The 12,469-nt window shown below is 41.7% G+C and carries 8 protein-coding genes; all 8 read right to left on the bottom strand.

The genetic code is table 11. The features are described from left to right. Positions 1–14 precede the first annotated feature (14 nt). On the bottom strand, positions 15–860 hold the full coding sequence (locus tag VK159_RS11980) for a sialate O-acetylesterase (protein ID WP_324230374.1): 846 nt from the start codon (positions 858–860) through the stop codon (positions 15–17). 30 nt (positions 861–890) lie between these two features. Continuing rightward, positions 891–2,828: an SMP-30/gluconolactonase/LRE family protein gene (locus VK159_RS11975; RefSeq protein ID WP_324230373.1), complete on the bottom strand. Its 1,938-nt coding sequence runs from the start codon at positions 2,826–2,828 to the stop codon at positions 891–893. Positions 2,829–2,871: 43 nt separating this feature from the next. After that, complete coding sequence (locus VK159_RS11970; RefSeq protein ID WP_324230372.1) at positions 2,872–4,491, bottom strand: hypothetical protein; 1,620 nt, start codon at positions 4,489–4,491, stop codon at positions 2,872–2,874. Positions 4,492–4,533: 42 nt separating this feature from the next. Continuing rightward, positions 4,534–5,745: a cupin domain-containing protein gene (locus VK159_RS11965; RefSeq protein WP_324230371.1), complete on the bottom strand. Its 1,212-nt coding sequence runs from the start codon at positions 5,743–5,745 to the stop codon at positions 4,534–4,536. 40 nt (positions 5,746–5,785) lie between these two features. Beyond that, positions 5,786–8,038 (bottom strand): PQQ-binding-like beta-propeller repeat protein, encoded by a 2,253-nt coding sequence (locus tag VK159_RS11960; RefSeq protein ID WP_324230370.1) that lies wholly within the window; start codon positions 8,036–8,038, stop codon positions 5,786–5,788. Between the two features lie 119 nt (positions 8,039–8,157). Further along, positions 8,158–10,083 (bottom strand): alpha/beta hydrolase-fold protein, encoded by a 1,926-nt coding sequence (locus VK159_RS11955; RefSeq protein ID WP_324230369.1) that lies wholly within the window; start codon positions 10,081–10,083, stop codon positions 8,158–8,160. Positions 10,084–10,128: 45 nt separating this feature from the next. Continuing rightward, a complete protein-coding gene (locus VK159_RS11950) occupies positions 10,129–11,349 on the bottom strand; it encodes an alpha/beta hydrolase-fold protein (protein ID WP_324230368.1) in 1,221 nt (406 codons plus the stop codon). A gap of 36 nt (positions 11,350–11,385) precedes the next feature. Further along, on the bottom strand, positions 11,386–12,469 hold a 1,084-nt coding region (locus VK159_RS11945), incomplete at its 5' end, for an esterase (RefSeq protein ID WP_324230367.1).

Raw genomic sequence — 12,469 nt, 5'->3', positions numbered from 1 at the left:
CCTTTTTATTATTCTTACTTCATCGTATAACCCAGGAGTGTCAGCATCTTTTCTGCATATCGTTTTCCAAATTCACGGTAGCCTTCTGCATTGAAATGAAGATTATCCGGCGAATCGGCACAACCTTTCGATGATATAACATGTGCTGTTGGAATGATAGCAGGCAACTGATTGATGATGGTATTCATGCCTGCACAAACACCGCCTTGTTCTGCATGCACTACTTCTCCTGCCAATAGAGGAACATTTTGTGCAGTGAGTTGCAGATCGCTTAGCAGATTTTTATACACCATACTTACTTTCGCAGGCCAAGTTGTATCACCATTGTTTGATTCGCCCTGGTGCAGCAGAATTCCTTTGACAACACCTTGTTTTTGTGCAAGCTTTGCCATTTCAACCAAACGGCCATAAGGATTACCATCGTACTCTTTTAACATACCCAGCATCCAGTTGGGTGCTGTTGCCGTATAAGTTTGGTAATTGTTTTTATCAAACAATTCAATTTTACAACCACCAACCGAAACATTGATCACACCGATTTTTACATTGGCAGGCAGGTTCGCTAACAATGTTCTTCCGAAATAATCAACAGGTGTTAAACCGGTTCTGCAACGGCACAACGGAGGAACAGCCGTGAACCATTTTCCTTTTTCTCTGCCGATAGCAGGACAATCAACTGCTTCCAATACCTGAAAGCGTGGATCAACATTCACTGTATCCTGTGCTTCAATTCTTGCATAGCCTTCCATGTTCGATTGACCAAAGCTGAGGAAAATATAAAAATTAGGGTCCTGTGCAACAACGGTTGTGTATGTTGAAAGAAAGAGAAATGCGGCGAGTATAACTGGTTTAATTTTCATATTGTGTTTTCGTATAAATGAACCTGCGTTTTATAAATACTGAATAAATCCTTTTTTGTTTGTTTTGATCTTGTACACTTTACTGTAGCTGACAATGTACAAGGTTTTGAGATCGGCATCTCCAAAGCATAAGCTTACAGGGAATGACGGAAGATTGATCATACCAACAAATTCTCCTTTCTTATTAAATATCTGTACACCATAATAAGTGGCTACATAAATATTTCCATCTGTATCGATGGCCATACCATCGGCACTCGATGATTTTCCTTTTCGATCCAATACATTTTCTGTGAGGAACAGTGTGGCAAACTTTCGTCCGTTACTGATGCTGCCATCGGCATTTACATCATAGGCCCAGATATAATTATCCTTTTCGCTGTTAACCGGATACCACGATTCATTATCGTAGCAGTTGTTGATGTAAAGTGTTTTACCATCGGGAGATAATAATATTCCATTCGGCATTGCAAATTCATTGGACTGCACAAGCCTTGTCATTTTTCCTTCAGGTGAAACATAATACACTGCACGGCCCGGTTGAAATTTTGTTGGCTCCATGGTAAACTGCGGATCGGTAAAATAAAAACCACCTTTCGCATCGGTGATCACATCATTGGGCCCGTCAATTGATTTGCCTTCATATTTATCGGCCAATACTTTTACCACTTCACCCTTCGTGGTCATTTCCACAACACGATGACCCATCATGTCACACACAATCAGGTTCCCGTTTTTATAAGGATACAATCCATTGGTTTGCATTTTTCCTTCCGAAATATTCCGGTATGCTCCGTTGGGATCAAGTTCAACCGTTGAACTTTTCTTTGGATTTGCGCCCCAGTTCTGATCAAAGAACATATTCGATAGATAAATTTTTCCATTCATCCATTTCGGTCCTTCTGTAAAAAACAATTCCGGTTTTGTCTTTTTACCATCAACCAACAACTCCGGTTTTGCATCTGCAGGAATAATTTCATGATACGCTGCAAGTCTTGCTTTTTCTTTTTCAAGATAATCTTCCCGTGCAGGCCAGAAAATATCCAATGCATCACAACCCAACTCACCAATCGTTGCACCATGCACCATGTTACCGGGGATACGCACCATACTGTTTATTTTCATTTCCTGTTCACCATCCAATAATATTTCACGGCAATCGCCCCGCAACACAAACATCAATTGCTCTTCCGGATGGATATGATGCGGAAAAACAGAACCCGGATCCATCGAGATAAAACTCAATTGCATATTTCGTCCTGATAATATCCGTGAATGTGCATCAGGTGTAAGTGTGGTGAGTTGCAGGTTATACAGATCATATAGTTTGTTTGCTGTGATATTTGGTTGCATCACATTCTTCAAATCAGGAATTTCTTTTGGTGCATTTGCAATACCTGCTTTTTGCAGATAGTCAGCACGCAACGGACTGTACACTTCCAGCAGCTTTGCTCCTGAAGCACCAGCCTTAATCGTAGTTGTTGTTCCTTTTTCTGAATAAATAAAATCTGTTCGTGGTGTGCCGCTATGCGTTCCATCCGGGCTTTCACGTTTTTGTGACAGCATTGAAAGCGTGGTGCCATTAACAGTATGTTCAACCGTTCCTTCCAGCAGAAATAGAAACCTGTCTGCAGTTAATACTTCCTCTGGTATGATCGCATTTGGTTGAAGTTGTAATACAGCCACCATGTTTCCAGCTCCCCAGAAAATTTTTGCCGACACGCCTGTATGCAGCACAGTACTGTCTAACTGATCGAGATTGGCTACTTTCGCAGGTTCAATATTTGATTCTACTGTTGAAGCTGGTAAGCCTGCAATTGTACGTTTCTTGAGTTGATGCTGTTTGATGAGTTCATTGTTTGTTTTTTCCCAAGCTGCTTCGGGTACAGCGTTGCAGTTTGAAAGACCAAAGGAAAAAAGCAACAATGCGCTTATATGTAAAATGGATTTGAATGTGTGTAACCGCATGATTCGTTCGTTTAATTTTTTAAGTATTTATCTGTTTCTTTTTCTAATCAAAACTTTCTTCATCTTTCCCAATATTTTTTACTGCAGTTGCACCCAGCCGTTCTTTCAGTTGTGTTAGGTAAAGACTTCGTGGCGCTACATGCTGATCCATCCCTTCCACATAACCATTGGGTTTGGAAAGATCCTGCAGTGCCCTGTTAAAGATCACCGATGCAATACCTTTGTGACCAATGGAATAATTCTGGGCAGTTGGTGGCTGTTGAATCAAAAAATCGCCTTCGCAATTCCAGAATACAATGTTTGCACCAGCCCAACCAATGCTGATATCTTTCCAGAACCTTGCAGTAAGCGGAGCTTTTACATTATCATACAACGCACCATTTACCCAGTTTGCATGAGGCTCACTGGAAGAGTAGGGTTGTGTTGCTTCGCAATTGAGAAATACATTTCCGCTTGAGGAAGAAGATTGCATTACAAACGAGTGCCGTCCTTTTTGCGAATAACATCGCTGGACCAAACTCAACTGCCCATTCAGTTGATAAGTAAACCTTCTTGCACCTGCACGCATGGAAACAGGTTCTCTTGATTCACAATCCTGCACTGTGATCCATTTGGTGCCGGCTGTTGTAAGTACAACGCTGCTGCCAAAATGTAAGGCACTGATATTCCGCACCCATGAATTTTTTGTATTGCTGAAATTGATAAAATTGAAATAGTGATTTTCGTCTGCGTAGTATTCGTCTCCTTCATATTTAGAACCGGGCCCGTCGTATGATCCACGATCCATGTTGCCATAATCTTTTCTTCTGACTGATGGATTGTATTCAGAGATGGCTCTCAAATTTTCAATACCAATCTGTTCAATACGACCGGTATCAGTGTACTTCACAATATCTCCACCGCCCCACCTGGTTTCAATGGCACAAAATACAGGCGCATCAATTGTTATTGTATTACCATTGATGGCAATGATCACCCGGTCGTAAGTGATCGTGAAAGGTTTCCAACGGTATCGCCCAACCGATAATGTATCCTGTCCAAGTTCTTTGATCCATTCTTCGTTACCATATCTGCGAACGAGAATTTTGTTGCCCACCTTGAATCCTTTTGCTGAACCAACGTTGAAACTTTTTGCACCAACAGGAACATACTGATCAGTGATCAGTTGTTTTGGTTCCCCTGCTTCCACAGCACCTGCAGCTCCGGCTACATTAATGAGTGCCGGTTGACGAAAGCCAGGCCCCTGCGTTTGTTCATTTGTTTTACCAATGAGAATCGTACCAAGATCACTCATTCCTTCTCCACGAAGTACAATGCCCGATGCACGGATGTAAATGGGTTTTGCAAGATGATAAATGCCCATCTTCAACAGCACCGCTCCTCTGAAACCAGTTGCCTCAACCGGCATTGCAGCAACACGATCAATTGCTGCTTGTATCAATTTTGAATTATCGCCTTGCACCGGCCAAACAGTTACTTTCGCTGCCACATAGGGAATACGAACACCACCAGCTTTGTAACCTGCGTTGGAAAAATCTGGTATCACATTTCCGATGCTATCAGCTACATACAACAGCTTACCATCAACACCCGGATAAACGAGTGATGAAGTTGGTTGCATATCCTGTGCGTTACTGCTGCTCACAGCAACACACAAATGCATACTGACTAATATGACAGGTGATCGAAAAAACATTTACATTATTTATCGTTGCTCATCATCGCCCATTACATCATAGCCTTTCCACTTGAATTGTGTGGCCAAACCGGATGCTGCAGGCCAGGCAATATCGTGTTGTTTACTTGCTACCCATTTTCTGCGGTTCTCTTCCGTATCAAATGATATTTGTATCTGATAATTGTAAGCAGTAGGTTCGGCCTGAATTTCTTTTGATCTGTTTTCAGGAAACAGCCGAAGTAATTTCGATCCGAGATAACCGGTTTGAACTTTCATCGCAGGAACATAAATGGAGTAGTACATTTTTTCAAACGCTTCTGCATTTTCCTTCGGCACAACAAATTCCATTTGCAAAGCCATTGCTTTGGGTTTGATCAATGGTTTGTTGATCGTCAGATAATCTTGTTTGGATGCAGCAATACCAATCACCAATAGCTCAAGATCTTCTTTGCTATTGTTGCTAATACTTGGTTGTTCACCAAGCAAACCGAAAAAGGATTCATCCTGTTTTATCGTTGCGTTTTGATTATTTAACGTAACAGTTCCTTTTCCTTTTATGACATAGTACACTTCTTCAATACCGTTCAGTTGACGTGTTACTGAACTGTCGGCCGGAATAACAATGTGATCTACATGGTTCCAGTTGGTAGAAAAAATATCAGGACCAAAAACCCGTCTGCTCATCGAAGGTTTAAAACCGGGCGGTACATTCTGATTATTGGTTGGCAGTTTTTCCAGTTTACCTGAAACAAAAACAGGTACGGGATCAAGTGATGCGCCAACACGACTATCTCCCAAATCAAATGCATCCGATTTTCCTTTTTGTTGACTCACTGCAAAATTCATCCAACGCACAGGTTCGTTTGATGCATTGTAAATTGCATGTGAATCGCCTGCTTTGCAGGGCACCACAGCCGGAGCTTTTATTTTTGATGTACGACCGTTGATGGTGAATTGTGCTTCTCCATTGAGCAGCACATACATTTCTTCTATACCGTGATGAAAATGATGGCCGATTCCCGATTTCGCTTTTATGGTACCAACATGCAGATAAAGAAAATTGGTTGAAAGTTCCGTACGTCCGATCAATTGTGTGAATCCCATTTCACCTGCACCGGCATGCACAGCAGACAACATCCTGTATTTTGTCGGATCATTCAAAACAATCCGTTGCTGAAGCGGTTGCGCAACTGTGTGAAGTGCTGCGAGTATAACGAAAGGGATGAATAATTTTTTCATGTTGCTTGTTTAACAGTTCATAATATGCAGAACAGTACTTTTATTTTTTAATGTCGGGTAATGCATAAACCAGATAACCTCTTGGCAAAGCACCGGGTTTAGCAGCTTGATTATAGCTGTCTTTCGCAAATGTGCCCGTTGCATTTACGACTAAATATTGCTTACCATTTTTTGTAAACATGATTGGTTGCCCATTGGTTTCATGACTCAATGTTGTTTCCCATAAAACAGTTCCATCTTCTGCATCAAATGCATACAGCTTACCACCTTTTGCAGTAGTGAATACAATTCCTGTTGATGTAACTACCATTCCTTTTCGTAAAACACCACTCGGTGCCCCGGTTGTTTTATCGCCTTTGCTGTAAAGTGAATCTTCACCAATTGGTTTTCTCCATTTGATGGTACCGGTATTCAAATCGTAAGCAACCAATGATGACCAGGGAGGTGATAATAATCCCATCCAGTCTAACCCATAATCAGTTGTATAGCGATCAACCGGATGATCTACTCCTTCGGGATAATCAAACATGGGCGCACTACGGTTTGCATCTGGTTTTATTTTAGCACCACCTGATGCAACCACCGGTCCATTTACTTTTGAAGTGGTATCTATTCTTCTGGAGAAATTTGGTCGTGCAGGATTTCCTCCGAGATAGCGGTATAATGCAGTAATTGTTTGCTCATCCACATGCACAAAGCCTGGCATCTGTCCACGACCATTCAGTACAATACCTTTAAACTCATCATAAAAAATACGCTGGCCTGCATTTACCAATGTTGGTGCAAGACCTCCTTCCATATTAGCACCATGACAGGTTTTACAGGTTGCGGTATAAAATGCTTTCACTCGTTTTACTTCATCGTTCGACAAATTCGCTGAAGGAGGAAGTACTTTTTTTAATCTATAGGTGGATGCATATTCCTGTGTCATCACATACATGATTCCTTTGCCGGGGTTGGAACCAGTATTACCATAGTTGGCACCGCCCAATGCACCGGGCATCATCACCGTTTCATATTTATCTGATGGAGGAAGATATAAACCGGACTTTGATGAATCAAGACGCTTGAGCCATTGTTGTTTGATGCTGTCAGGAAAAAATGGATTGAGTGTTTCCTTGGTTACAGCATGCCTTGTAAAATCAGGTAATGAAGAAATGGGTTGTGTGGGCCACGCATGTTCGCCGGGCATGTTGCTGGCAGGGAATGGTTTTTCTTCGATTGGAAAAAGTGGTTCACCTGTTTCTCTATTGAACACAAACATAAAACCGTGCTTGGTAGCAACTGCAACAGCATCAATCTCTTTTCCGTTGTTCTTCACCGTTAGTAACTGTGGAGCAGAAGCAAGATCATAATCCCAGAGATCATGATGCACCGTTTGGTAGTGCCAGATTCGTTTGCCCGTTTTTGCATCAAGTGCTACTAAACTATTGCCGAACAGGTTGGCACCAATGCGATCGGCTCCATAATAATCATACGTGGGAGAACCCAGCGGCAGATACACAATGCCTCTTTTTTCATCAACAGACATTTCACTCCACACATTTACAGCACCTGCATATTTGTAAGCATCTTTTGGCCAGGTATCATATCCAAATTCACCCGGATGCGGAATGGTATGAAAGGTCCATTCTAATTTTCCTGTAACTACATTGTAAGCTCTTATATGACCCGGTGGTGAAAAATAATTTTCGCCGGGAGCTGAACCAAGTATAACAAGGTCGTTGTAAATAATGCCCGGCATCATGGATTGCATTCTTCTGATAGAAGAAGGATCACGATCAAGGCCCTGCCGCAGATCAACATAACCACTATCGCCAAAACTCAGAATACTCTTGCCCGTAACGGCATCGATCGCCTGCAACGAATTATTCAACGTAAAGATGAGTCGTTTGTCTTTTTTATCGCTGCTCTCCCAATAGTTGATTCCTCTTCTTGATAAACCCATCAGCTTCGTGTGGATCCAAACTTCTTTACCTGTATTTACATTCACGGCCACCAGTGAAAAGTTTTTCGCCATCACATACATCATGCTGTCCACAACAATCGGACTGAAAAAGTAAGACATACTATCTTCAGAGTTATACATCCACGCTACCTGCAACTGCCCCACATTATCTTTCGTAATTTCAGATGCATCGAAGTACTTCGATTGATCGGGACCACCACCGTATTGCGACCATGTAGTATGGTTATACGTGGATGCCCCGCTGTTGCAACTGATATAAAAAGACAACAACAGCAATGCAGCAACTGCAAAGCTGAGTTTGGCTGACAATCGTTTCAAGATCATAAAGCGATCGTTGTTTTATGGTTTATCAATGAGAGAATCTTTCTATAGCACTCTGCTCACAGTTTATTCACTACTATATTTCTGTTTAATACATTTTTAAAATTCAACTTGTGCTGATATTATCTGAACAGTAATTGTGCAAAATTGTACAGGTTGTTTCTCCATACCGGCCATGTATGTCCGCCGGGATATTCGCTATACGTGTATTTAATTTTCATTTCATCAAACCGCTCCATCATGGTTTGACAATTCTTCCAGGCAATATCTTCCTTGCCACCCATGGCGATCCAGAACTGTTTCAGATTTGTATTGATGGCACTTGCATTTGTTTTCATGAATTCATATTGCGGATTGGAAAGCGCAGGTTGATTACTCCACCATCCTGAACTGAATACACCGAGATAAGCAAACATGTTTGTATTGCGTATACCTGCATGCAGTGTTTGTAAACCACCCATTGACAAACCAGCTAATGCTCTGCTGTTTGCATCTGTTGCAACACGATAATTTTTTTCAATGAAAGGGATGAGTGTTTGCTTTAATTCATTTTCAAAAGCACGTAAAGCCTGTTCGCCAAAACCACCGGGGCCGCCTGCTGAAACGTTGCCATCCATCATCACAATGATCATGGGTTTTGCTTTTTGCTCCGCAATTAAATTATCAAGGATGATATCTGTTTTGCCTTGCATGGCCCAGCCACGTTCATCTTCGCCGCCACCATGTAACAAATACAATACAGGATATTTTGTTGTGGTATTCGCATCATAACCCGGCGGCGTGTAGATATAACATTGACGCCACGAACGTGTAACAGGAGAAAAATATTTCTTGATGCGGATATCGCCATGCGGTATGTCTTTCAATGCATAATAACCATCGCCTTTAAATGGAATTTCAATACCACTTGCCATGCGTCCCATTCCATAAAACGTTTCACTGGCAGGATCAGCTACTGCAACACCATCAATCAACAATGAATAATAATGAAAGCCTTCACTGATGGAATCGGTAGTAACGATCCAGTAACCACCGGTATCTTTTTGCATATCGTATTTCTTTCCCAGATCGATCTGCACTTTTTGTGCATCAGGAGCTTTGATACGAAATAGCACACGACTATCAGGCAATACCTGCGGATATTTTGCAGAACGGATATTGGTTGCTGCTGCTGTTCCCAACACCGTGTACTTCGAAAACTGTGATGCATCTACCGGTTTAAACAGGAATTGAGAAAACATGTACAAGCCATTCTTCCAAACTTTGAAATCATGACCGCCCGGTTCTAAGTAATAGATATGAGGCACTTCGTTTTGACGCAGGTAATCATGTGTGCGTTTGCTGAACGAAAGCAAACCATCATTATCACCACAGGAGATAAATAATAATTTCAGTTGTTGCTTTGTTTTTGCAGGATCGGGCACTAATTCGTTTGGCAACTTCGTATTGGGGGCTGAAGAAAAACCACCTACCCATGCAAACCGATCAAGGTTTCCTAATCCGAAATTCAACGATTGTCCACCGCCCATTGATAAACCTGCGATCGCCCTGTTTTCACGGTCCTTGTAAACAGGAAATTTCTTTTCAATAAATGGGATGAGATCATTTAACAGGTCTTGTTCAAATGTTGCAAAGGCCTGTACTTTATCGGGCGCCATGATGTTACCTGTTGCACGGTCGTCTTTCATGGCTCTTCCATTTGGCATTACAACGATCATTGGTTGCAGCTTTCCTTCTGCATAAAGATTATCAAGAATTACCTGTGGCTTTCCGCCATTGAGCCATTCTTTTTCATCACCTCCAATACCATGTAATAGATACAGTACAGGATATTTTTTCTTTTTAGAAAAGCCTGGTGGAGTGTACACAAGCGCTCTTCTGTTTGCACCTACTGTTTTTGAATTATAGGTGATCGTATCAATCTTTCCCTTTGCAATTTCTGTACGCACTTCATCAAATCCTTTCGGCATCTGCTTCAGTATCTCCTGTGCCTGCACATGCACCATTGAACAAATTAAAATAACAGCACTAACTAGTTTTTTTATCATGATCGAAATTTATCTGCGTTGAATGAACCGGTTGTAAGCGGATACTTATTTAAAAAGAGATGGCGCCATTTCGTATAAACTTCTCCGCCAGCTTTGAAATTCATGTGCTGTGCCCGGAGAAACATAAGTAGCCACTTTATAACCTGCAGCTTTTAAATCTGCTTCTACTTTAGGAAGCGCTTCCGCACCACGGGTTTCTTTACTTCCGTAGGAAATAAAAATATATTTTGGTTTCATTTTACCTTCCAGTTGCGCAGGTGTATAATTGCCACCGCTTAATAATCCCCAATAACCAAATACTTCCGGCTTTGCCAGTGTGATGGTATGCGTTTCAAAACCACCCATTGATAAACCGGCCATCGCCCTGTTATCTCTCTCGGCTTTTGTGCGGAAGTGCGCATCGATGTAAGGAATTAACTCATCGAGTAATACAGTTTGAAATGCATCTACACCGGTTACCTCACCTGCCGTAATTCCTGTAGTAACAATGCCCGGTGCACGCATTCCACCACCAGCCGGAGGAGCAGGAGGAGGAGTTGTTGTACCAGCCGGAGCAGGTGGTGGCGTTGGTCTGCGACCGATTGGCATACCGGTATTCGTCATACCATATGTCATGACTACAATGAAAGGTTTTATTCTTCCTGATGCAATCATGTTATCCATGATGAGGTTTGTTTTTCCCTGTACAGCCCATGAAGTTTCATTTTCGCCCCAGCCATGTTGCAGGTAGAGCACAGGATATTTTGTATTGCCCTTTTCATAACCCGGAGGAGTGTATACAATCGCAGCTCTTTGTGTGTTGGTACTTTTCGAAGGAAAAATGATGTGCTGCATATTGCCATGCGGTACATCTTTCAATGCATACATATCCTGGTCTTTTGCAGGAATTTCAATGCCGCTTTCCCAACGTTGCGATCCATAAAAGAATCCGGTGCCGGGATCATTAAACGTAGCACCATCAACATTTACCCTGTAGTAATGAAAACCTTCATCCATCGGGCCTGCAGTAGTTCCAATAAAATAACCGCTATCTGCCTTCAGTAATTTTGTTCCTCCTTGTCCACCCAGGCCAAGACTAACTCTTACACTATCTGCATTGGGTGCATAAATTCGAAACCTTGCATAACCTTGTGAGTTTACCTGTGGGTATGCCTGAAAAGGTTGATTAAATGGAGATGGTTTAAAATCTTCTTTGATCTCCGTTTGTGCAAAACACATTGTGCTTACAAGCAACGAAGCGAATAAAAAAATTGATCTACGATTCATATGTCAGGTTTTAAGGTTAAAGAGATAGTTATATTTTTATCGAAATATTTCCTGGAGCGTAGTTGCTAAAAACAGTTTGCAATTCATCCATGTATGTCCGCCGGGTACGATGTAACTTTTCAGTTTGATCTTTTTCTCTTCAAACATGGCAATGTTCTTCTTTACCGGTTCGTATAAGAAATCTTCTGTGCCAACGCTGATGGTAAAAAGTTTTACCTGTTGATTGATCTTTTCTGCATCGGGTGAGTAGTTGGCAAAATTTTTCTGAAACTCTTCTGTCGCAGTAAACGGAGCATATGAACTGATATAAGCAAATTTGTCGGTGTTGGTTAAACCGATGTTGAGTGTCTGTCCGCCACCAACAGAAAAGCCTGCTACTGCACGATGTTTACTATCAGTATACACAGGATAGTTTGCTTCAATAAATGGAATGATATCGTTCATCACATCCTTTGTAAAGTCGGGCATTGGCTTGGGCCGAACATTACCGTACGGCATTACAATGATCATCGGCACTGCTTTGCCTTGTGCCATCAAATTATCTGCAATGAAATTTGCGTTACCAACTTTTGTCCATGTTTCTTCTGTATCAGATCCGCCATGAATCAAGTACAAAACGGGATATTTTGTTTTGCTGTTGGTATTAAATCCCGGTGGTGTGTACACCAACAACTGGCGTGTAGTACCTAATGTTGCCGAGTTGTAATAGCGATAGCTGATCTTCCCGTGTGGTACATTTTGTAATGAATGAACCAATGCCGTTTTGCCAGGAACGTCAACAATACTTCTCTTGAAACGTTCGTTGGCGAAGATGTAGGTATTGTTTGGATCGGCCAGTTCAACATTATCTACATGAAAACTGTAGGGATAAATATCAGGCTTAATATCTTTCACCGTAACAGACCAAATGCCCGATGTATCTTTTACAAACGGAAGCGGAGCAGAAAGAAATTCTCCTTTCAGCAGTACAGTTTGTGCTGTTCGTGAATAGTATCTGAAAGTAACGCTGCCATCAGCATTTACATCGGGTGAACTGATAACAGGTGGACGTTGTTGTGCACACACAATACAGCCAATAAATAAACATGCAGTTGTTATGAAGAATGATTTCATGTTGTCT

Source organism: Lacibacter sp. (assembly GCF_035299325.1).
Classification (GTDB): Bacteria; Bacteroidota; Bacteroidia; order Chitinophagales; family Chitinophagaceae; genus Lacibacter.
Note: the sequence above shows the minus strand (reverse complement) of the source record. Positions and strands in the feature narration are given on the sequence as shown.